Genomic DNA, 22,516 nt, shown 5'->3' on the forward strand with positions numbered 1-22,516 from the left:
ACCCATGTCACTTCTCTTCACTGATTTTGCTTCCTGGCAGGCCCACTGCGCCAGTACCGGGGAGCCGCTTTACCAGCCCGTGCTGGCCTACGAAATAGAGCAGAAAGGCCGCACCGAAGACCAGATCTGGCCGGGCCTGCAGCGCGCCTACGACGTGATGCGCGAGGCCGTACACACCGGCCTAACCGGCGACATGACGTCCCGCTCCGGCATGATCAACAACGGGGCAAAGAAAATTGCGGCCTCGCCCGTCACAGTGCTTTCCCCCGAGTTCAAGAACCTCATTGTGCGCGCCCTGGGCGCCAAGGAAGTGAATTCCTGCATGGGCCGGGTGGTGGCGGCACCCACGGCCGGAGCCTCGGGTATTTTGCCGGGCGTGCTGGTCACGCTGCAGGACTTGCATAAGCTGGACGACCACAAGATTCTGGAGGGCCTGCTGGTAGCGGCGGGCATTGCCCTCATCATCGAGCAAAATGCTTCCCTGGCCGGGGCCGTAGGGGGCTGCCAGGCCGAAACGGGTTCGGCAGCGGCTATGGGCGCCGGCGCCATTGTGTACTGCCTGGGCGGCTCGGTAGAGCACGTGTTTGCCGCTGTGGCCATCACCATCCAGTGTATGCTGGGCCTGGTGTGCGACCCGGTGGCGGGCCTGGTAGAAGTGCCCTGCGTGGTGCGCAACGCCTCTGCGGCGGCCATTGCCTTCAGTTCCGCCCAGATTGCCATTGCCGGCGTCGACCCGGTAATTCCCGTGGATCAGTGCGTGGCAGCGCTGGGCGAAGTGGGCCAGAGCATGGAGACCCGTTACAAGGAAACGGCTTTGGGCGGCTTAGCTAATACTACCCGGGGGCGCGAAATCGAGAAGATGGTGCTGGTACAGGACGTGAACATTCTGCCCGACGAGGAAAGCGCCTAACCTTATATTCGGGGGCTATAGCGCTTTTATCTCCGGCGTCATTGTGAGCTGACCCAGATAGTGGATGGCGCGCCGGTAGCGGCTGCGTAGCTCCTGGTAGGTGTGCCAGCTGGCGGCTTCATTGGCGTGCAGTGGAATCCCGGCCTTTCGCAGCTGCTGGCAGGCGTCGCGGAAATCCTGGCTGGTAGGTTCTTCAATAATGGAATCGGGCACGACGTCAGGGCTGGCATTGGCGCCCTCAAAGTAGCGGTAAATGCGGTTGATGCTGATGCAGCCAGCTTTAAAGCACAACTCCCCGTGCGGGTTCCGGGGTACATCGACAGCGCTAAGCAGCAAAGCCCCGGCATCCAGAACAATATCGGCAGCCATTACCCAGGAGCGGCCGGGCTGGGGCGAGCGGAAAAACGCCAGGATGCCAATGGAGGTATGGGTTTCCTCCAGCTCCATAAACCAGGCTTCCCATTGGTCCCACTGCACGCCGTCGTCGGCCAGGGAGCCGGTGCGGTGCAGCCACTCCAGCAGTGTGACGGGCGAGGCAGGGGCACCCGCCCGCAGCTCCAGCCGGGCCACCACCAGCTCCCGCCGCGAAAACGCCTGGTACATGGTGGGCAGGTACGAAATCAGCAGCGTAACCAGCAGCAGCCCCAGCCCGGCCTCGGAGTACGACATGGCGTTGGCCAGGAAATGGTCGCTGGGTTCTTCCGAGCCCAGCGTAAATAAAGAGCTGTTGCTGATGCGGAAGCAGCGGTCCAGGTCGCCTTCGCCCAGGGCCCAAAAGATGGCCGTGTAGCCTATGCCCAAGAGCACCAGCCACAACCCCGGCAGCGCCACCAAAGCCACCGGTGCGTAGAGCGACATCACCCGGTCGCGGGCGCCGTAGGTGGTGCGCAGCCGCGCCAGCCCGCTGAATGCGTAGCGGATGCTGCGAAAAAGCCAGTTCGTAATCAGCACCGACTCGTTGCGGGGCAGCACAAAGGAGCGAATAGCACCCAGCAACGTCATAAGCACCAGCACTGCCCCGGCCCCGAAGGCCAACACATGCAGCAATAAGTCCCAGGGCATCAGCTAAGCAGGTAAGGCCAGTATACGGGGCGGTTGTACGGCTCAAAGCTTTTACAGTTGAGCTGAAGCTTCTGGTCTGATTTTCGCGCAGTAAGAGCAGCAACCAACTACTTTGCTGTATGAAACTTTCTACCCTGTTCCTCGGGGCGGCAGCCGGCGCCGTGCTATTCTCTTTTGTGGGCTGCTCCGCCAGCCGCGTAGCCATGCAGGTTCCCGATGACCTGCAGGCCACCACGCCGTTGCCGGTTACGGGCAAGCAGGGGTTTCGCTATAGATATCAGTTCGGCGAGTTCAGCACGGCCTCTGTGCACAAAGGCTGGCGCAGCACTACGAATCATTCCTTTGGCAAATCGGTAGGGTTTGATGCTACCCGCGTCCGGCAAAAGTCGTCGTTTGTAATGCAGCCGGTGCAGGGCACTACCTGGCAGGCGCAGTCGGCCTACTTCATGAGCGACAATGACCTGGGCATCTCTACCGGCGCCCACTCCCGCACCAGCGTCACACTGAAAAGCGACGAGGTGTTCCGCAGCAGCATTGTCGCCCTCAACCAGCCGGTGTGGCAGCTGGTGGTTGAAAACCACCTGGGCCTGGGCCGGGGGCTGCAAATGCCTGCTGGCTCATTTACCAACGGCGACTCGGTATTCACGGTACGGCCCATTGCCCACCTCATGCGCCGCGACGGCCAGCCCATGCGCTTTCCCACCGGCACTCCCATCGGTTATGAGTTTGTGCGGGCCAATGGCTCGGTAGTAGCTGCCGTGGAGCTGCTGGGGCGTGGCCGGGTGTGGCTGAACCCTGCACTGCAGCCTGAAACCAAAGGCCCGGTGGTGGCCGCCGTTACGGCCCTGCTCATGCACCAGCGGTAAGCACCGCTTACTTCTTAGGCCGGGCTTTCCAGAGCTGCCGGAACGACTTGGGCGCTATCTGCAGGGCGTCGCGGCGCTTGCTCCAGCCTACTTCGCCCAGCAGGCGGCTGAGTACCCAGTTTTTGCCGGCGGCCGGGGCGGCATCCCAGGCCCAGCGGTGCTTCATGCCATAGAGCCAGAAGCCCACGGCCCGGCGCTCTTCCTTATCGGTGAAGCCGGCCTGCACGGCCTGCTGGCGGTTGCGCAGCAGCAGGCTGTGCAGGTTGATTTTTACGGGGCACACCGAGGTGCAGGCCCCGCACAAACTGCTGGCGAAGCTCAGGTGCTTATTTTCCTCCATGCCCGCCAGGTGGGGCGAAATCACCGAGCCAATGGGCCCTGAGTAAGTGGTTTCGTAGGTGTGCCCACCGATGTTCTTGTACACCGGGCACACGTTCAGGCAGGCCCCGCAGCGGATGCAGTGCAGTGCCTCGCGCTTGTCGGGTTGGGCCAGCAGGGTGGTGCGGCCGTTGTCGAGCAGCACCACGTACATTTCGTCGGGGCCGTCTTTTTCCAGGGGCTGGCGCGGGCCAGTGTACACGGTGTTATATACCGTGAGCTGCTGGCCGGTGCCGCTGGTACTGAGCAGGGGCCAGAACAAATCCAGGTCAGCCAGCTTGGGAATCAGCTTTTCGATGCCCACAATGGCAATGTGCGTTTTGGGAAAGGTGGCCGACAGGCGGGCGTTGCCCTCGTTTTCCGTCACGGCTACGCCGCCCACGTCGGCAATGAGGAAGTTGCCCCCGGTGATGCCTACCTCGGCCGTAGTGTACTTCTGGCGTAGCAGGCGGCGGGCCGTAAGCACCAGCTCCTGGGCGTCGTCGGTGGGCTTGATGCCCAGGTGCTTCACAAAGATGTCGGCAATGTCCTGCTTGCTCAGGTGCATGGCCGGCGTCACGATGTGGTAGGGCCGCTCCCCGTTCAGTTGCACGATGTACTCGCCCAGGTCGGTTTCGATGGACTCGATGCCGTTCTTTTCCAGAAACGGGTTCAGGTGAATTTCTTCCGTGGTCATGCTCTTGGCCTTCACCACCGTGCGGGCATGCTTGCGGGCCATGATCTTGCCGATTTCGTGCAGGGCTTCCTCGGCCGTCTGTGCCCAAATGACGCGCCCGCCCCGCTCGGTGAAGTTGCGCTCAAACTCGAGCAGGTACTCATCGAGGTGGTTGATGACGTTGGCCTTGAGGTAGGAGGCCCGCTCCCGCGCCAGCTCGTGGTCCTGGTACCAGCCCAGGCCCGTCTGCACGGCCGCGTTGTACTTGCCAATGTTGAAGCGAATCTTGCGCCGGTGCTCCAGGTCGAAGGCCTTGGCTTCGCTGTCGCGCTGAAATTGACTGGGTTTGGTAAGCATTTTTTTAGATTACGGGCACGTTTTCGCTCCCTCATTTCACGCCTGTGGCCTTCTCCCACATTCCCGACCCCTTGCCGCCCGAAGGCTTTGCGCTGCCCGTCGATGAAATTCAGGGAAGCTTTCTAACCTGGGGTTTCCTGCCGGGCCACTCGCGTAACGACTTAAACCCGCGTTTGGTGCTCTACCCCGATCGGCTGGAAATAAAGGTAGTAACGGCCAGCATCTACGAATATACGGCCATCAAACGGGTTGATTACCGGCCCGCCGGTTGGCTGCGGCAGGAGCGCGTGGCCATCTACCTCAACTCAGCCAACCAAGCCATTTACAGCTTTATCCCATCTTCAACGGCCATCAGGCGGGCCTTTCTGCAGTTTTGCCAGCAGCGCGGCTGGAAGCTGTCGGGAGCCGCACTGCTGGCCCTGAGCCAGTAACCGGCCAGGCTACGGCTTGTTGGAATCGACGACGATGCGCTGGTCGCGATTGGCCAGCTCCCAGGCGGTATAGAACACCAGCTGGGCCCGCTTCTGCAGCTTTTCGAACTCAATCTTCTCCACGTCGTCGGTGGGCTGGTGGTAGTCGGCGTGGTCGCCGGTGGTGTAGAAGATGACCGGGATTTTGTGCTTGGCGAAGTTGTAGTGGTCGGAGCGGTAGTACACTCGCTCGGGGTCTTTGGGGTCGTTGTAGTGGTAGTCGAGCTCCAGCTTGGTGTACCTGGCATTGGCCGCCTCATTGATGGCGTGCAGCTCAGAGGAAAGCTTGTCGGAGCCCACCAGGTCCACGTAGTCGGGCTTGCCCTCGTGCTGCTTGTCGGTGCGGCCAATCATGTCCATGTTCAGGTCGGCAATGGTTTGGTCCAGCGGGTACACGGGGTGGTCGGTGTAGTACTCGGAACCAAACAGGCCTTCTTCCTCGCCCGTCACGGCCAGAAACAAAATACTGCGGCGCGGTCCGTGGCCCTCGGCTTTGGCTTTGGTGAAGGCCTCGGCCAGCTCCAGCACGCCTACCGTGCCCGAGCCGTCGTCGTCGGCCCCGTTGTATACCACGCCGTTCTTGATGCCCAGGTGGTCGTAGTGCGAGGATATCACCAGCACTTCCTCTTTCTTGTCGGTGCCTTCAAGAAAGCCCAGCACGTTTTCGGTGGCGAAGGTTTCCTGCTTGCGGGCCGCTTTAATGGTGAAAGCCGCGGGCTTGAAGGAGGACGCAACCGGCTGGCGGGCAGCAGCCGTGGCGTCGCGGTAAGAAGCCAGCTTTTCGGCCGAGGTGTGCAGCAGCGCCTGCCCCAGCGCCGGCGACACAAAGAAGTAGTTGGCGCGGGGCGCGGGGGCCTGCTGGCTCAGCATATTCATGCGGGCCTGCTCCACGTAAGGCAGCACGAAGTTCCGGCTCTTGCGGTAGTCAGCCGTATCGAGGTTCACAAAGAAAATGCTGCGGGCACCTTTTTGGGTGGCCAGCGCCACCTTGCTGCGGGTGCTGGGCACAAAGGCCTTGCCGCCCGCCGCCACGGCCGGCAGCCCCGACTTGCCGTCTTTCATCGGCTCCCCAGTCAGAATGATGAGGTCCTTGCCTTTCACGTCGCCCAAAGCGGCGTAGTCGGAGTATCCATCCTGCTCGATGCCGTAGCCCGCAAACACCGGCTGCACGGTGGTTTCCTGCAGGAACGGCGAGGAGGCAGTGGAGTAGAAGTCGCGCTTCCACACGAAGGGCTGCTTGCCTACTAGCAGCGTAGGCGTGCCGTTCCAGCGGGTGCGCTCCAGGGTAAAGTGTTGCAGATACGGGTTGTCGGAGCCCGTCATCGGCCCGGTGAGGCCTAGCTCCTTGAAGCGGTTGCTGATGTAGTCGGCGGCCATTTTCTGGCCTTTCTCACCGGTTTCACGACCCTCGTAAGCGTCGGAAGCCAGCACAGTAAGGTGGCGGCGCAAGTCGGCCGCATCAATGGTTTGCGCGTACTGCATTGCCCAGTCGGTGGGCGGGGCGGCAGACGCCGGAGCGGCGGCAGGCTGCTCACCCTTGGACTTCACTTTTACTTTGATTTTACCTTGGCCAGCGGCTGGCAGCGCCGCCGGGCCAGCCAGGGCCAGGACCAGCGCGTAACGGTACAGGTTTTTCATAATAGGAGTTATTGGTGCTTAGTACCTCGTGCTTAGAAAGAGTGAGGCCTATTTGCGGCTCGCCGTTGCTGACTAAGCGTTCAACGACGAGACGCAATATGCGTCTCTACATCGTCCGACACGCAAACGGCGGCCGCAGGAGCAGCCGCCGTTTGGTTACGCTTGCACTGAGAAGTACGCGGCACTACGCACTAAGCACAAAGTTTACGGTTTGTTGGAATCGACAACGGGACGGTTTTCGCGGTTGGCAATGTCCCAGGCCAGATAGTACACCAGCTGGGCGCGCTTTTCCATCTTCGCAAACTCGATTTTGTCTACCTCATCCTTGGGGCCGTGGTAGTCGTCGTGCACCCCGTTGAAGAAGAAGGCTACCGGGATTTTGTGCTTGGCGAAGTTGTAGTGGTCGGAGCGGTAGTAGAAGCGGTTGGGGTCCTGCGGGTCGTTGAACTGAAAGTCCAGGTCCATCTGCACGTACTGCTTGTTGGCGTTTTCCAGGGCCGCGTGCAGCTCCGAGGAAAGCTTGTCGGAGCCGATAACGTACACGTAGTCGCCCTTGCCTTCGTGGCCTTTGTCGGTGCGGCCCACCATGTCAATGTTGAGGTCCGTTACCGTCTGAGCCAGCGGGAAGATGGGGTGGTCGGTGTAGTACTCCGAGCCCAACAGGCCTTTTTCCTCGCCCGTCACCGTCAAAAACAGGATGCTGCGGCGGGGGCCGTGACCTTCAGCCTTGGCTTTGGTGAAGGCCTCCGCCAGCTCCAGCACCGATACCGTGCCCGAGCCGTCGTCGTCGGCCCCGTTGTGCACCTCGCCGTCGATGATGCCGATGTGGTCGTAGTGGGCCGAAACCACCAGGATTTCGTCTTTCTTATCCGAGCCTTCCATAAAGCCCAGCACGTTTTCGGTGGTGAAAGGCTGCTGGTCTTTGGGCGCGGTGATGGTGAACTTGGCCGGCTTGAAGGTTGATTTCAGCGGCTTGCCCCCGGCGGCGGTAGCATCGGTGTACTTGGTTACGCCCGCGGCCGTGGTGCCCAGCAGCTTGTAGCCCACCGCAGGCGACACGAAGAACGTGGCCACGCGGTCCGAGGGCTTATCGGCGAAGGTGATGGTGGGCTTTTTCAGGTAAGGACCGAAGCGGGCAGCCGTTTTCTGGAAGTTGTCGTTGGGGTTGAAGCTCACGAAGAACACGCTCCGCGCGCCTTTCTGGGTGGCCACGGTAGCTTTACCGCGGTAGTCCATGCCCCACTTGCTGGGCTGTCCGTCCTTGCCCAGCAGCGGCTTGCCGTCTTTCATCGGCTCACCGGTCAGAATAATGAGGTCCTTGCCTTTCACGTCGCCCAGGGCCGCGTAGTCGGAGTAGCCATCCTGCTCGATACCATAGCCCGCAAACACCGGCTGCACCACCGTGGCCTGCTGGAAGGGCGAGGATCCGTAGCCGTAGAAATCCTGGAGCCAGGCAAAGCTCTGGCTGCCCACTTTCAGCGTGGCACCATCCTTCCATGAAGAACGAATCATGGTGAAGTGCTGCAGGTAGGGGTTGTCAGAACCCTGCACGGGCCCGGTGAGGCCCAGCTCCTTGAAGCGGTTGCTGATGTAATCAGCGGCCATTTTCTGGCCTTTCTCACCGGTTTCGCGGCCCTCGTAGGCATCGGAGGCCAGCACAGTGAGGTGCTGGCGCAGATCAGCCTGGGTGATGGTCTGGCCGTACTGGCGGGCCCAGTCGGTGGGCGCGGCGGCGGGTGCGGTGGCCGGCTCGGTAGCGGCGGGCTGCTCGGTTTTGGTCTTGCGCTTTACCTTGATTTTGCGCTTGTTTTCCGGCTGCTGGCCCACGGCAGCCGTGGTGCAGGCCCCGGCGAGCAGCAGCGCGCCCAGGAAGGAGAGTTTCATATGAGAAGGGGTGATGGGTTTTCTGTTAGATGGGTTTTTACTTGAATGGTTGCACGGCTGAAGGGCCGGATGGTTTTCTGGCTGGATGGCTTAAGTTGCTGAATGCTCGCCATGACAAACTCAGCCATTTAGCCGTTCAGCCATTTATCCCTTCACAATCAGCACCGAGGCATAGGCGGCTACGCCTTCGCGGCGGCCTACAAAGCCCAGCTTTTCGGTGGTCGTGGCTTTGATGCTGATGTCGTCGGCTTCGATGCCCATTACCTCGGCCAGCACGCGCTGCATTTCGGGAATGTGCGGGTTCACCTTGGGCGCTTCTAGGCAGATGGTGGAGTCGATGTTGGAGATGGTGTAGCCCCGCTCGCGCAGCAGGCGCATTACCTCGGCCAGCAGCCGCTTGGAGTCGATGCCCTTGTACTGAGGATCGGTATCGGGGAAGTGGAAGCCGATGTCGCGCAGGTTGGCTGCGCCCAGCAGCGCGTCGCAGATAACGTGGATGAGCACGTCGGCATCAGAGTGACCGAGGGCGCCGTGGGTGTGCGGTACCTGGATGCCGCCAAGCCAGAAGGGCAGGCCTTCGCGCAGCTGATGCACATCGTAGCCGAAGCCGGTGCGGATTTTCATAAAAGCAAGGCAAGAATGTAGGCTGCCAAGGTACAACGGCTGGCGCTTTTTCGCGGCCGGGTGCCTGGGCCAGCCGGCCGGAACGGCCCCGTAAAAAAATATATAGGGCCGGTAAAGTAAACCTGCGGCCTGTCCGTCTGTAATACTGAGGCAGCTTTGGCCGCTGAAAAATCAACTGGTCCGGCCGGCAACAAGCCACCACTTTCCCCGGGAAACTCTGCCCGGAGAAAATAAAATAGAAAAAATGTTATGGAAACTTTGGATTCATTTGGAGTTTCCGCAGTACCTTTGAGCCGCAATGGAAATCAAGGACCGGATTATCGTCGGGGCGGTGGAGCTGTTTATGCGGAAAGGTATCCGCAGCGTGTCGATGGACGACATAGCCACCAGCCTGGGCATGTCGAAGAAAACCCTCTATAAGTGGTTTGAAAACAAGGATCAGATTGTGCTGGCCGTGATGCAGCAGCGCCTCAACCGCGAGGAAGATGACTGCGAAACGGCTTTTGCCCAGGGCTCGAACGCGCTGGAAGCCATGTTCAGCCTGATTCAGTGGCACCGGGACATGCTCACCAACATTCACCCCAGCATTTTTCATGATCTGCAGAAATACTACCCCCAGGCCTGGGCCCTGTTCGATGAGCACAAAAACACCTTCATCCTGGCCAAAGTAGCCGCCAACATCCGCCGCGGCATGGAAGAGGGCCTGTACCGCCCCGATCTGGACGTGGAAGTGCTGTCGCGCCTGCACCTGGCCGAAATCGAGCTGATGTTCAACAACGCCGTGTTTCCGGTCAGGCAATTCGACATCCAGCGCGTGAACTCCGTGATAGTAGAGCACTTTCTCACGGGTATTTCCACGCTCAAAGGCCACAAAGTCATCAATGAATACCGTCAGGTGACGGAAACTGAATAACGTTTTCCGCGCTCTTTTCTTACCAATCACACTATGAAAAACGCTTTGCGTGCCGCGCTGCTACTGGCGGTACTGGGCTTTCTGAGTCTGCACAAGCTGCTGGCGCAAGCCCCCACCGCCGTTTCCGACAGGCCGCTGGACCTGAGCCTGCAGCAGGCCATCGACTACGCCATCAAAAACAAATCCTCGTTGCTGGCCACGCGCCTAAATGAGCAGACTGCCCGGGCCAAGGTGGGCGAAATCAAATCGGCCGGTTTGCCGCAGGTGAACGTGGCCGCCAACGTGGCCGACAACTTCAAGCTGCAGAAAAGCCTGGTCGACTTTGGAGCACTGGGTGGTGGCGGCAGCGCTACTACGCTCACGGCCAAGGATATTGCCGCCGCAGAAAACGGCCAGACGGTAAACCTGGGCACCGTAGCGCTGCCTTCGGAGCCAGTTCCGCCGCAGGCGTTTGCCTTTGGCTTGCAATGGGCCGGCAACACCAGCGCTTCGGTGTCGCAGCTGCTGTTTGACGGCTCTTACCTGATTGGTCTGAAAGCCGCCAAAGTATACGAGCAGCTGGCCCAGAAGCAAACCCAGCAAGCCGAAATCGACGTGGTGGAGCAGGTCAGCAAGGCCTACTACAGCACATTGGTAGCCCGCGCGCGGCTTGGCCTGCTGGCCCGCAACGTGCAGCGCCTGGATACGGTGCTGTACCAGACCAACGAAACCTTTAAAGCTGGTTTTGCCGAGAAGCTGGACGTGCAGCGCCTGCAGGTGCAGCGCAATAATCTGCTGGTAGAGCAGCAGAAGGCCCAGCGCCTCACCGAGCTGAGCGTGGCGTTGCTGAAGTTTCAGATGGGACTACCCCAAAACCAGGGTGTGCAGCTAACCGACTCGCTGGGGGCCGCCGTGGTGGATGCCGGCGAATTGCGGCAGCGCCTCGGGGTGGCCAGCACTAGCACGGGCGGCGGTGTAACGGGCCTTGGCAGCGTGCCCACCGGCACGGCGCCATCCGGCACCACCGATGCCCAGCGGCAGCAGGACCAGCAAACGGCCCTCAGCGGGGCCCGCACCGGCCAACTGGCTGCCGTCTTCAACTACAACAACCGGATTGAGTTCAGCACCCTGGAAACCCAGCAGGCTCTGGCCGGCCTGGACCTGGCCAACCGCCGCGCCGGCGCTTACCCGCGCCTGCTGGCTACGGCAGCCTACGGCTTTTCGGGCTCCGCCAAGAACCCCGGCGACCTGTTTGCTTTCCGCGGACCCGATTCCCGGTCTGCCAATGGCTTCCCCAACCAGAACTGGTTTGGCTTCGGCAACGTGGGGTTGAGCTTGCAGATTCCCGTGTTTGACGGTTTCCGCCGCAAGTACCAGGTGCAGCAGGCCCGCATTCAGCAGCAGAGCATTGAGAAAGGCTTTGAAACCCTGCGCCAGAGCATCGACCTGCAGGACGCGCAGAGCCGCACTACCCTCATCAACGCCCTGGATGTGCTGGACAACCAGCGCGCCAACCTGGACCTGGCTGCCGATGTGGCCCGCGTCTCGCGCATCAAGTTTCAGGAAGGCGTAGGCTCGAACCTGGAAGTGGTGACGGCTGAAACCTCGCTGCGTGAGGCCCAAACCAACTACTACGCCGCCATTTACGATGTGTTGGTAGCCAAAGTGGACCGCGACAAAGCTACCGGCGAGCTGTACAGCCGCACCCGCAACTAAGGCGCCTCTTTCCAACTCTTTCTTTCGCAACTCCCGACTGTCGTCATGTATACTCCTTCCACGTCCCTTCGTCTCTTCACTTTCGGCCTGCTAGCTGTTGGTAGCTTGCAGCTGACCAGCTGCGGCGGGGAAAAGGACCCCAAAGCTGAGCTGGAAAAGCTCAAAAAAGAACAGGCCGCCAACGCCGCCAAAATTGCCGAGCTGGAAGCCAAAGCCGGTCCGACCGCAGGCGCTACCCTGGCCGCCACGCCCGTGTCGGTTATCAGCGTGCAGCCCGAAAGCTTCACCAGCTACGTGGAAGTGCAGGGCCGCGCCGACTTCGACGAAAACGCCAATGTGTCGCCCCGCGTGCCGGGCGTGCTCACCAGCATCCGCGTGCAGCGCGGCGACCGGGTAAGCAAGGGCCAGGTTATTGCCACTCAGGACGCAGCCGTGCTCGAATCGGGCATTGCCGAGCTGCGCACCCGCCTGGAACTGGCCAAAACGGTGTTCGAAAAGCAGGACCGCCTCTGGAAACAGCAGATCGGTACCGAAATCCAGTACCTGCAGGCCAAAAACAACTACGATGCCCTGCGCCGCAGCTTAGCCACCCAGCAGCAGCAGCGGGCCATGTACAACGTGGTAGCCCCCTTCGGCGGCACCGTGGATGAAGTTCCGGCCAAAGTGGGCGAAATGGGCAACCCCGGCGTACCGGTGGTACGCCTGCTCAGCGGCGGCGGCGGCAAGCTGGTTGCCGACGTATCGGAAAACTATGCCAACAAGATCAAAGCCGGCGACAAAGCCCTGGTGACCATTTCTGATCTGGGAGCTACGGATATTCCGTCTACCGTGCGCACCGTGAGCCGCATCATCAACCCGGCCAGCCGCACCTTCTCAATTGAGCTGCGGGTGAGCGGCCCGGTAGCCCAGCAACTGCGGCCCAACATGGTAGCCACCGTGCGCATCCAGAACTACAATAAGAACAGCGCCACGGTGCTGCCGGTTGATCTGGTGCAGCGCGATGAGGAGAACAGCTACGTGTTTGTGGTAGCCGATAAAGGCGGCAAGAAAGTGGCCGCCAAGCGTGTGGTGCAAACCGGCGCTACCTACAACGGCCGTACGGAAATTACGGGCGGCCTGAATGCCAACGACCAGGTGATTTCCGCTGGTTATCAAAATCTTAATGAAGGTCAGCCGGTGGCTCCTGCCGGCTCGGCCGGATAAGCCGGGACCAGTGCCAGCTGAAGCCGCCGCGGCCTCAGCTGGCGCTGCCTGATTCGTCTCACATCCTAGCTTTTCACAGCCATGCAGGATATCGAAAAAGAGTTTGGACCCACCAGTTGGTCCATCAATAACAAGACCAGTATTTACATCATCACGCTGATTCTGTGCGTGATGGGCATATTTGCTTACATCAAGCTGGGCAAGGAGAAATTCCCGGACATCGTGATTCCGCGCATCATCGTGGCCACGGTGTACCCCGGCACTTCGCCCACCGACATCGAAAACCTGGTGACGCGCCAGCTTGAGAAAGAAATCAAGTCGGTGAACGGGGTGAAGAAAATCAACTCCACCTCCAACCAGGACTATTGCATCGTGGACGTAGAGTTCAACTCCGGCGTGGACGTGCAGTACGCCAAGCAGCTCATCAAGGACGCGGTGGACAAGGCAAGCAACGAGTTGCCCAACGACCTGCCCACTCCGCCCACCGTGCAGGAAGTAAACCTGTCGGAGCTGCCCATCATGCAGATCAACCTGGCCGGCAACCTGCCGGCAGCCCAGCTCAAGAAGCTGGCCGACGACTTCCAGGACAAGATTGAAGCCCTGCCCGAAATTACCCGCGTCGACATCATCGGGGCGCTGGAGCAGCAGGTGAACGTGGACGTAGACCTCTACAAGCTCCGCGCCGCCCGTCTGGGCTTCGGCGACATCGAAGGCGCCATTGCCCGGGAGAACATTACCATCTCAGGCGGCTCGGTGGACGTGGGCGACCAGAAGCGCGCCGTGCGCGTGGCCGGTCAGTACGTCAACGCTGCCGACATTGCCAACATTCAGATCAAGAACCTGAGCGGCTCAGCCGTGCGCCTTGGCGACATTGCTACCGTGGAGGACGCCTTCAAGGACCGCGAATCGTACGCCCGCCTCGACGGCAAGCCCTCGATTACGCTGAACGTGATTAAGCGCCAGGGGGAAAACCTCATCGACGCCTCCGACAAGATCAAGACCCTGGTGGACGACTCGAAACAGAGCCTGTCGAGCGACCTGCGCATTACCATCACCGGTGACACCTCGAACGACACCCGCGTAACCCTGCACGACCTGATCAACACCATCATCATCGGCTTTATCCTGGTAACGGTGATTCTGATGTTCTTCATGGGCACCACCAACGCGCTGTTTGTGGGCCTTTCGGTGCCGATTTCGATGTTCCTGGCTTTCGTGATGCTGCCCATGTTCGGTTTCGCGCTGAACATGATTGTGCTCTTCGCCTTCCTGCTGGCCTTGGGTATCGTGGTAGACGACGCCATTGTGGTGATTGAAAACACCCACCGCCTGCTGCACGAGCACCCCAAGCTGACCACGGCCCAGGCCGCCAAGTACGCTGCCGGTGAGGTATTTGTACCGGTACTGGCCGGTACACTGACCACGGTGGCCCCCTTCGTGCCGCTGATGTTCTGGCCCGGCATCGTGGGTAGCTTCATGTTCTACCTGCCCGTCACGCTTATTCTTACGCTGATGTCCTCGCTGGTGGTGGCCTTCATCATGAACCCGGTATTTGCCGTGTCGTTCATGGAGCGCGAAGACCACCACCACGAAGACAGCAAGCCCCGCGTGACGCGCAACCTGCTGATCTGGACGGCTGGCTTAGTTGGCTTTGGCATTCTGTTCAACCTGGTGGGCATTGGTGGCCACACCAGCGCGGCCGAGGGCGCCGCAGCCCTGGCAGCTGGCACCGAAGCCCCCGGCTTCTTCAAGGAGCACGGTCACTTCATTGGCAACCTGTTGCTGTTCGTGGCGGCCTTTATCTGGCTGAACATGTTCGTCTTCAGCAAGGGTATTGCCTGGTTCCAGACCCGGGCGTTGCCGCGCTTCATGGATGGCTACGCCAGCCTGGTGCGCTGGGCTATTGGCCACCCGGTTATCGTTATGGTTGGGGTAGTAATCGTGTTCTTCGCTTCGTTTGTGGCGGTGGGCATGCGCAGCCCTAAGGTGGACTTCTTCCCCAAGGGTGACCCGAAGTTCGTGTATACCTACCTGAAGATGCCGGTAGGCACCCGCGTAGAGGTGACCGACTCTGTAGCCCGCATTCTGGAGCGCCGCATCTACGGCGTCATCGGCCAGAAAAACCCGGACGTAGAATCGGTTATCACCAACGTGGCCATCGGTGCTGGCGACCCGGGCGAGGCTACGGCTTCGGGGGTGTCGCAGTCGCACCTGGCTAAGGTGGCCGTGGCCTTCAAGGAAATGAGTGAGCGGACCGGCCCCGAAACCCGCACCTACATGGACAAGATCCGCGAGGCAGTGAAAGGAATTCCCGGCACTGAAATCTCAGTGGACCAGGAGTCGAGCGGCCCGCCCACGGGCAAGGAAATTGCCATCGAAGTAGCCGGCGACGACTACCCGAAACTGGCTGCCTTGTCGAAGGATGTGATTCGCTACATCACCTCCAAGAACATCGGCGGTATCGAGCAGCTGCGCTCCAACCTGGAGGACCGCAACCCGGAAATTGCCGTGAACATCAACCGGACCCGCGCCAACCGCGAGGGTATCAGCACGGCGCAGATCGGTATGGAAGTGCGCACGGCCATCTACGGCTACGAGGCCAGCAAATTCAAGACGGCTGATGACGAGTATCCCATCCAGGTGCGCTACGCCAAGCCCTACCGCGAAGATGTAAATGCCATCCTGAACTCGCCGCTGACTTTCCGCGACGCCACCGGCCAGATGCGCCAGGTGCCCATCAGCTCCGTGGCTGACGTGAAATACAGCACGACCTACGGCGGCATCAAGCGCAAGGACGTGAAGCGCGTCATCACCATTTCCTCCAACGTGCTGTCGGGCTTCACCGGTCCCGACGTGGTACGCAACATTGAAACGGCTCTGAAAGCCTACCCGACGCCCGCCGGCTACACCATTAAGATGGGTGGGGCGCAGGAAGACCAGAAGGAAACCTCCGACTTCCTGCCCCTGGCTGGTATCGGCGCCCTAGCCCTGATCTTCCTGATTCTGGTGGTGCAGTTCAACTCGTTCAGCAAGCCGGTCATCATTCTCTCCGAAGTGCTATTCTCTGTGGCCGGCGTGTTCTGGGGGCTGGCCATCACGGGCATGAATATCAGCATCGTGATGACGGGCGTGGGTATCATTGCCCTGGCCGGTATCGTGGTGAAGAACGGCATCCTGCTGGTCGAATTCACCGATATTCTGCGCTCCCAGGGCATGCCCCTGCGTGAAGCCATTGTGCTGGCCGGCCGCACCCGCCTGAACCCGGTAATCCTGACGGCTACGGCCGCCACGCTGGGCCTGATTCCGCTGGCCATAGGCCTGAATGTGGACTTCTATGAAATGTTCTCCGTTTTCGAGCCCAACTTCTTTATCGGTGGTGAGTCGGTAACGTTCTGGGGGCCGCTGGCCTGGACCATTATTTTCGGGCTGGTGTTTGCAACCTTGATTACCCTCGTTGTAGTCCCGGTTATGTATCTGCTCAGCGAAACGCTGAAAGGAAAAATCTCCGGTCATCCCACTGACGGCCCGGCGGCCTCGACGGTCGGTGCCGAGGAAGTGCAGGCGGTCAACCCGCCCGTTTTTGCTGAATACTGATCTTTTCCTCTTACCTGAACGTCGTTTCCCCCATGATTGCCTCGACGACTCTGGCCCAACCGGCCATCACGCAGCAAGTGTTGCGTATTATCAGCAAGCGCAAGCACATTCGCCAGTCGCGTCTGCGTATTTCCAGTAATCTGAGCCGCGAGCTGGGCTTCGATACCGTGGATGTAGTAGATATTATTCTGGAGCTGGAGCGTAGCTTCCACATCACCATCCCCGACGAGGTGCCCTTGAGCACCGTGGGCGACTTTGTGGACTACGTGGCTTCGCACACGCCCCAGGCGCAGGTAGCTGCCTAAGCAAGCTCAAGCAAAAAGGCCCGAACCAATTTGGTTCGGGCCTTTTTGCTTGACATGACGTGTCTGAATTATCGGACGTTGCCGCCCGTATCGCCCGAGGGCGTCTGCGAGTCGTGGCTGGGTACGCGGGTTCCGTCGGTGGTGTTGGCGGCTACGTCGGTGTGGGGCGTAGTCGATTCGGCGCTGGGCACCGAGGGCGAGGAAGGCAGGTCGGTGACGCCAGCTTTCTTGGCCGATTCTTCAGTGGGCACAAACGTAGCGGCTGTAGCCTCGGCCTGCTGCTTGGCGGTGTGCCCGCTAGCGCTGAGCTGGCTGTCGACAACTACGGCGCGGCTGCTTTCCCAGGCTTCAAACTTGTCCATCTCGTCGGCCAGGGTAGAAGAGAACCAGGCCACCAGCGCTACGTCATCAAGCAAACCCAGCACTGGGATAAAGTCCGGAATCAGGTCGATGGGGCTCAGAAAGTACAGCACTACCGCCACGGCCGCTACAATGGTAGGAGTAGGCAGGCCCGTATATTCCCCCGACACCGACGCCTTGATCAGGCGGAACAGCCGCTGCATGCTTTCCCAGGCCTCGTGGGCAATGGTGCCCACGTCTTTCTTTTCACTGGCTTTCTGGTAAGCATCATTCAGAAGCTGCTTTACACGAAGGGGCTTGCGCACATACTCTTCGGCCGAGTGCAGGGCACGCTTGAAAAAGGGCGAGGAGCTGATCTGGTCGCCGCTCGGAGCTTGATTTGCCATAGTAGGAGGAAAGTAAGGGGAGACAAAGTACGGGGCGTAGGGCTGCCCGAGCTACTATACTACGAAGCGCGAAAATAGTTGGCTGCCCGAAAAGCAACAGCCCCGGCCGTGAAAACGACTGGGGCTGTTCGGCTAAAAAAGGCTGCGCTACTTAGTTGCGGGCCACGCGGCCGGCCGCGTAAAAATTGCGGTGGTAGTAGGCCTGGTTCAGGGAGCTTACCATTACGCCGCCGTTGGTGGCTGAGTGGGCAAACTTGCCGCTGGTGAGGTAAATACCTACGTGGTAGATGGGCTGGCCCGGACCACGACGGAAAAATACCAGGTCGCCGGTCTGCATTTCGTCCTTGGCTACGCGCTGCACCTTCTCAAACATGGAGCGGGAGCTGCGCTGCAGCGTGATACCGTAGACCTCTTTGAAGACGCGGGTAACGAAGCCCGAGCAGTCGGTGCCGCGCTTGGTGTTGCTGCCGAAGCGGTAGGGAGTGCCCAGCCAGTCGGTAACGGTGCGGAGCAGGTCTTTGTCTTCGGTGTATTCCAGCTTCACACCCAGGGCGTGCGCATACTGGCTGTACTGAAGCGAGTCGCGGTAGGAGGCGCGGTCGTTGGCGCCGCCGTCGGGGTCACTCGAAAGGAAATCGGGGAGGAAGGAAGCTTCGGCGGCTACGGGAGCACCGGAAGTTGCGGGAGCAGGAGCTTGCTCGAAGAAGAAAGATAGAGCCAGAGAGGCAGCGGCGAGGCAATACAGAATTCTGTTTTTCATTGTCCGTCGTAGGGTGGCAGAATCAATTAAAGGGTCGGCCCCAACCAGGGACCTTAGCGTACTTCGTGTTACTCGATACTCAGAGCGGTAGCCGCAGAAAAGAAGAGAAAGACATCCGAAACCAGTGAAAATCGGTGAAGACTCTAGCTGGCCCGTTGAGTAAAGCTAACCTCAAAAAAAGTCGGCATCCAAATTTTGAAGCCGTATTCGACTTAAATACTTTATTAAATACAGGTAAAACGGCAAATATTCATGGTCGAGCTTGCAACCGCCTAGGAGTATGGCCCGTATATTCCGGCCGATTTTCCGCTACTTATGAACCCTCCCCGCATTATCGAAAACTCACCTTTGGCCCGGATTGCCCGCATGGTGCTCAAGTCGTCGAGCGTGGCCATGGTTTTGGGTAACAGCATCCATCTGAGCGGGGTGAAGCGGGTCGATTTTCTGCGCGACCCGTATTGGGTAGCCCACGAAATGTGCCACATCCGGCAGTATCGGGAACATGGCTACGTTGGCTTCCTGCGCAAGTACCTGCTGGAGTCGATGCGGGTGGGGTACTATGCCAACTGCTTTGAAGCCGAAGCCCGCCAGGCGGGCCGCGCCGAAGCCCACCTCTACGCCAACGGCCTGCCACTGCCCGACCCCGCCACGATGCACCGCGGTGCCGGCCCGGCCTAGCGAGACGAAGGCGCGGTTCTCTGACCAACTGCATCGTTCCCATTTTCTATATGAAGGTGGGCTGCAGCTTCGATGATGAAGAGTAGAGGGGCGTTTAATTCGCCGTGCCAGGGCCTGCAACCGAAGAAATACTGCAACTAATAGAGGCAGCTGGCGGAGGCCTGTTGCCTTAGTGCCAGAGTATGAGTGTATAAAACCCGGATATTTTTGAAACCTAGCGTGGCTGCTTTACGAATAGTACCTCAGAAGCTGCCTCACCGGCGGCATATTCTTTCTCCCATTTAACCACCCTCCCTAGTCATGGAAAATAAGCAAAATCAGCCTTCATCGGGTAACTCTATTTCCAATAAAGCTTCGCAGTCTGCTTCTGATTCTTCCTTCTCGCAGCAGAATGCCGATTCGGTTTCCGGTGCTGCCAGCCAGCCCCAGAAAGATAAGCAAGCGTCATCGTCGGCCGTATCGGCTAAGAACACGACATCTCAGCAGCCCAGCGGCCGTACGTTGAGCAGTGATTCGCCCTCGTCGGCTACGGATACTTCTTCTTCGGAAAACAAATCTTCGCTGACGGATAGCATCAGCACCCTGCGCGACACGGTAGAAGACCGTTTCAACCAAGGCAAGTCGGGAGTGCAGTCCTGGATCAGCGAAACCGATTGGCGCGAAACCGTAAACCAGTTGCCCCAGTCGGTGAAAGACCTGGGCACGAAAGCCGTTGACCAGTTCAACAAGTTGACGACTACGCAGAAAATGGTAGGCGGCGCTCTGCTGCTGGGCGGCCTGGGCTACTTGGCTTCACGCTCCACGCCAAAATCAAAAGACTCGGACTGGAGCAGCGCCAAGGCTCGTCGCAACGACTACCGCTCGGGCAACATCCCCCGCGCTGAAGGCTCGTACCGCTCCTCGGAATGGGATAAGCGCACGACTTCGTCGCCTTCCGCTTCGTCGACTTCCTATAACCAGGACCAGGATTCGCGTCGGCAGGATCGGGGCCCCATCGGCCACGTAAACCTCGACAGCTAAGCCGAGAACCTGTTGGGGCAACCCACAAAAAAGCCTCCGCATCAACTTACTGATGCGGAGGCTTTTTTGTGGGATTGATATTCGGCGCTCAGGTTATTCGGCAAAGTTCAGGTGCTCAACGCTAACCGGGCTGCCAGGGGTTTGTGGGGGTGCGGTTGCCTTGGCCCGCGCCAGAGGCTTGAGGCCAAACAGCACCCGCAGCACCGAGAAGCGCCGAATGACGAGATAAAGGAGCAGGGTGCAGCCGAAAGTGCCCAGGCTGAGGATGACAAACTTCGCCGCGTTGGTGGCGGGCCACTGCAAAACATAGTAGCCCAGAGCTATAAGAACGGTTTGGTGCAGGATGTAGAAGGGATACACCGCCTCGTTGGCACGCTGCAGCAAGGGAGAATTCTGGTTGAGGTAGCGGCGGCCGAAACCGATGCAGATCAGGATCCAGCACCAGCAGTTGAAGCCCTGTACACCGCGCTTGATGGCCCCGCCAATCAGCTCGTAATAGTAGTCGTCGCCCCAGTAATAGAAGCTGAACGTGGCCAGACCCAGGGCCAGCAGCAGGTAGCGCTGCCGCTCGGCGGCCTGCCAGAAGCCAGCCAGGGGGCCAAGCAGGTAGCCGTAGATGAACAAGGTGAGGTAGAAGGCGAAGTTGAACCAGTCGTGCACTAGGTTGCGGGTATCGGGCCAGTAGGGGCGCAGCACGAGTTGGATGAGAATGAGGGGCACAGCAAAGAGCAGCACCGTGCCGGGCCGGCCCAGCCACTTGCCCAAGCGGGCGAGGGCCGCCTGGGCGGCGGGCCTGCGCAGCTGGAGAAACACGGGCAGGCTGAGCAGCGAGAACACCAGCAGGTAGGCGATAAACCAGAGGTGGTTCCAGGTGAAATTACCCTTCGGCGCGGCGCCGTTGAAGTAGTGGGGATAGAAGTCGAGTAAAGAGGAATAGTGGGCGCCCTCCGACAGGCGCTGGTAATAGACCTGCGGAACCACAACGACGACCATGCCGAAAATCAGCGGCAGCAGCAGGCGCTGGAGCCGCTCGACGGCGAACCGGCCGGCGGTGCGGCGGCTTAGAGCGAAGGTGACGCCGACCCCGGATATTACAAACAGCAGCGGCATGCGCCACTGGTTGAGGAACTCCATGGGCAGCTCCATCGCAGGGCTGCTCACGCGGCTCATGATGTGGAATTTCCAGCCCACGAAAATCAAGCCCGTGTGGTAGAAAATCAGCAAGCCGAAGGCGAGGACCCGGAGCCAGTCGAGGTCATAGCGGCGGGTAGGGGTGGAAAGTACGGGAGTGGTAGGGCTCATGGCCAATGGGAAGTAGGTGAATCGATGTTCAAACCTACTTTTTGGCTTTACGCCCCACGACACGCCTCGCAAACCAGGCGTACTACCTTACGAATCCGGACGCGTCGGATTAAAGTAAAATGCGTTTCTAGTGCGCCAACGCGGTTTTGCGAAATTGTGAGGGTGTAATCTGGGTGCTCTTTTTAAAAGCGGCGTTGAAGGACGATTTCGAATTGAACCCGGCGGCAAACCCGATTTCCTCCAGCTTTAGGTGAGCGGTTTCGGGCTGCAGGAGCTGCCGTTTCACTTCTTCGATGCGGTGGACGTTGATGAAGTCGAAGAAATTTTGCCCGCACTGCTCGTTGATGACCTGGGAGAGGTGGTGCTGAGGCAGGCGCAGCTGCGCGGCCAGCTCAGCCAGGGAGAGGTTGGGGTTGCGGTAGGGGTGGGCGGTAGCCATAAGGGTGCGGAGCCGGTCAAGGATGTCGTGCGTGGCTTCGGGGCTCAGCGCAGTTTTTTCATATTTCCGACGCGGGGCGGCGGGCTCTGTTGATGCTTCGAGCGGGCTCGACAGTGCCAGCAGGCTGGAGCGACTAATGGCCCGGCCGCTCATGCCATAAAATAGCAGAGAAATAACCGAGGCCAGCCAGACGTCGCCCGTGTCGTTGACGTCGCCGGTGGCGTGGTGGTAGTAGGCGGTGGTGCCGACGTACACCAGCAGAAGCAACACAAAGCCGGCACCCAGGCGGGTAAGCCAGACAAGTGCCGCTGCGGAGTGGGCGGGAAGTGAGGCCCGTTGTCGCCAGTACGTGAACAGGACCCACAGTTGCAGCCCGAGATACACCAGCAGGTAGCTGCCCAGTACGAGATAGAAGACCGGATAAAACAGGTCATAGCTGGCGAACCACCAGAAAGGATGCGCGGCAACCGGGGCCTCCGAATGCGGCTGGTGAAACGACTCGGCCACCGTGCGCAGCTTCCAGGCATTGCTTTGGGCAAAGAAGGGAATCTGGTAAATGGCGTGCAGGACAGCGGGCAGCAACAGTAGCAGGTAGCGCGGGCGCCAGTGAAAGGCGGGAGTGGTGAGGCTGCGGGCGTAGAGGTAGAGCAGGGGCGAAATCACGAAGGTGAGCGGCTCGGTGAGGCTCACGAAGAAGGGCACGAACCGAATGTAGCCCGAGTAGCAGAGTAGGATTTCCACGACGGGCAGGGCCAGGCTGAGCATGAGCAGCCCTAGCAGGCGGTTGCTCAGGCGTGCTCCCTGCGGGGAAAAAAAGAATGTCCAGCTCAGAAACAGCCCCTGCACGGCACCCAGCAGAATCAACACCGACCACAAATCAAGGAAAGGCAGCATGGCGGGCAGTTAAAGCAGTTGTTTCGTCACGCGGACAATTTAAGCAAGTTGTCAGACTGAGCATGACAAAGGCTGGTTCCCGTCTGTAACTAGATTAACTCTTATCCACCATACGTGCCGCCA

The 22,516-nt window shown here is 59.8% G+C and carries 18 protein-coding genes and 1 pseudogene; 10 read left to right on the forward strand and 9 right to left on the reverse strand.

Features of this window, described 5'->3' with window-relative positions; translation table 11 throughout:
• The first annotated feature begins 4 nt into the window (after nt 1-4).
• Nucleotides 5-910 carry an L-serine ammonia-lyase, iron-sulfur-dependent, subunit alpha gene (gene sdaAA, locus I5L79_RS06655; protein ID WP_196954249.1) on the forward strand — a complete coding sequence of 302 codons (906 nt, stop codon included), beginning with the start codon at nt 5-7 and terminating at the stop codon, nt 908-910.
• 15 nt (nt 911-925) lie between these two features.
• Here the strand turns inward: sdaAA and I5L79_RS06660 are convergent, their stop codons facing one another.
• The gene (locus I5L79_RS06660; protein WP_196954250.1) at nt 926-1,972 is read right to left on the reverse strand and encodes a hypothetical protein; all 1,047 of its coding nucleotides are present in this window, start codon (nt 1,970-1,972) and stop codon (nt 926-928) included.
• A gap of 119 nt (nt 1,973-2,091) precedes the next feature.
• Between I5L79_RS06660 and I5L79_RS06665 the strand changes: the two genes are divergently transcribed.
• On the forward strand, nt 2,092-2,838 hold the full coding sequence (locus I5L79_RS06665; protein ID WP_196954251.1) for a hypothetical protein: 747 nt from the start codon (nt 2,092-2,094) through the stop codon (nt 2,836-2,838).
• A 7-nt stretch (nt 2,839-2,845) separates the two neighbouring features.
• Here the strand turns inward: I5L79_RS06665 and I5L79_RS06670 are convergent, their stop codons facing one another.
• Nucleotides 2,846-4,228: a LutB/LldF family L-lactate oxidation iron-sulfur protein gene (locus I5L79_RS06670; RefSeq protein WP_196954252.1), complete on the reverse strand. Its 1,383-nt coding sequence runs from the start codon at nt 4,226-4,228 to the stop codon at nt 2,846-2,848.
• A gap of 44 nt (nt 4,229-4,272) precedes the next feature.
• Between I5L79_RS06670 and I5L79_RS06675 the strand changes: the two genes are divergently transcribed.
• Nucleotides 4,273-4,659, forward strand: coding sequence for a hypothetical protein (locus tag I5L79_RS06675; protein ID WP_196954253.1), 387 nt, complete (start codon nt 4,273-4,275; stop codon nt 4,657-4,659).
• Between the two features lie 9 nt (nt 4,660-4,668).
• On the opposite strand, the gene I5L79_RS06680 is transcribed toward I5L79_RS06675, so the two are convergent.
• From I5L79_RS06680 to ispF, 3 genes are all read right to left on the reverse strand, one after another.
• Entirely contained in the window at nt 4,669-6,336 is a 1,668-nt protein-coding gene (locus tag I5L79_RS06680) for a M28 family peptidase (protein ID WP_196954254.1), read from the reverse strand.
• A gap of 204 nt (nt 6,337-6,540) precedes the next feature.
• On the reverse strand, nt 6,541-8,220 hold the full coding sequence (locus I5L79_RS23480) for a M28 family peptidase (protein ID WP_196954255.1): 1,680 nt from the start codon (nt 8,218-8,220) through the stop codon (nt 6,541-6,543).
• Nucleotides 8,221-8,364: 144 nt separating this feature from the next.
• Entirely contained in the window at nt 8,365-8,844 is a 480-nt protein-coding gene (gene ispF / locus I5L79_RS06690; protein ID WP_196954256.1) for a 2-C-methyl-D-erythritol 2,4-cyclodiphosphate synthase, read from the reverse strand.
• A 298-nt stretch (nt 8,845-9,142) separates the two neighbouring features.
• On the opposite strand from ispF, the gene I5L79_RS06695 reads away from it, so the two are divergent.
• The 5 genes from I5L79_RS06695 (at nt 9,143) to I5L79_RS06715 (ending at nt 16,554) form a co-directional block, all read left to right on the forward strand.
• Nucleotides 9,143-9,757 carry a TetR/AcrR family transcriptional regulator gene (locus I5L79_RS06695; protein WP_196954257.1) on the forward strand — a complete coding sequence of 205 codons (615 nt, stop codon included), beginning with the start codon at nt 9,143-9,145 and terminating at the stop codon, nt 9,755-9,757.
• A gap of 33 nt (nt 9,758-9,790) precedes the next feature.
• Entirely contained in the window at nt 9,791-11,452 is a 1,662-nt protein-coding gene (locus I5L79_RS06700; RefSeq protein WP_196954258.1) for a TolC family protein, read from the forward strand.
• A 45-nt stretch (nt 11,453-11,497) separates the two neighbouring features.
• Entirely contained in the window at nt 11,498-12,655 is a 1,158-nt protein-coding gene (locus tag I5L79_RS06705; protein WP_196954259.1) for an efflux RND transporter periplasmic adaptor subunit, read from the forward strand.
• Between the two features lie 81 nt (nt 12,656-12,736).
• Nucleotides 12,737-16,249 (forward strand): efflux RND transporter permease subunit, encoded by a 3,513-nt coding sequence (locus I5L79_RS06710; RefSeq protein WP_196954260.1) that lies wholly within the window; start codon nt 12,737-12,739, stop codon nt 16,247-16,249.
• 32 nt (nt 16,250-16,281) lie between these two features.
• Entirely contained in the window at nt 16,282-16,554 is a 273-nt protein-coding gene (locus tag I5L79_RS06715; protein WP_196954261.1) for an acyl carrier protein, read from the forward strand.
• A gap of 392 nt (nt 16,555-16,946) precedes the next feature.
• On the opposite strand, the pseudogene I5L79_RS23620 reads toward I5L79_RS06715, so the two are convergent.
• Both I5L79_RS23620 and I5L79_RS06725 read right to left on the reverse strand, forming a co-directional pair.
• A pseudogene (locus I5L79_RS23620) lies at nt 16,947-17,300 on the reverse strand (YkvA family protein); the annotation flags it as partial.
• 151 nt (nt 17,301-17,451) lie between these two features.
• Nucleotides 17,452-18,060 carry a C40 family peptidase gene (locus I5L79_RS06725; RefSeq protein ID WP_196954262.1) on the reverse strand — a complete coding sequence of 203 codons (609 nt, stop codon included), beginning with the start codon at nt 18,058-18,060 and terminating at the stop codon, nt 17,452-17,454.
• A 315-nt stretch (nt 18,061-18,375) separates the two neighbouring features.
• On the opposite strand from I5L79_RS06725, the gene I5L79_RS06730 reads away from it, so the two are divergent.
• A complete protein-coding gene (locus tag I5L79_RS06730) occupies nt 18,376-18,738 on the forward strand; it encodes a hypothetical protein (RefSeq protein ID WP_196954263.1) in 363 nt (120 codons plus the stop codon).
• A gap of 300 nt (nt 18,739-19,038) precedes the next feature.
• Nucleotides 19,039-19,758: a hypothetical protein gene (locus I5L79_RS06735; protein WP_196954264.1), complete on the forward strand. Its 720-nt coding sequence runs from the start codon at nt 19,039-19,041 to the stop codon at nt 19,756-19,758.
• A 93-nt stretch (nt 19,759-19,851) separates the two neighbouring features.
• Here the strand turns inward: I5L79_RS06735 and I5L79_RS06740 are convergent, their stop codons facing one another.
• Nucleotides 19,852-21,060 carry an acyltransferase family protein gene (locus I5L79_RS06740; RefSeq protein WP_196954265.1) on the reverse strand — a complete coding sequence of 403 codons (1,209 nt, stop codon included), beginning with the start codon at nt 21,058-21,060 and terminating at the stop codon, nt 19,852-19,854.
• A 127-nt stretch (nt 21,061-21,187) separates the two neighbouring features.
• Nucleotides 21,188-22,393, reverse strand: a complete 1,206-nt coding sequence (locus tag I5L79_RS06745) for a helix-turn-helix domain-containing protein (RefSeq protein WP_196954266.1) — start codon at nt 22,391-22,393, stop codon at nt 21,188-21,190.
• Nucleotides 22,394-22,516: the final 123 nt, after the last annotated feature.

The organism is Hymenobacter guriensis (assembly GCF_015773195.1).
GTDB classification, from domain to species: domain Bacteria; phylum Bacteroidota; class Bacteroidia; order Cytophagales; family Hymenobacteraceae; genus Hymenobacter; species Hymenobacter guriensis.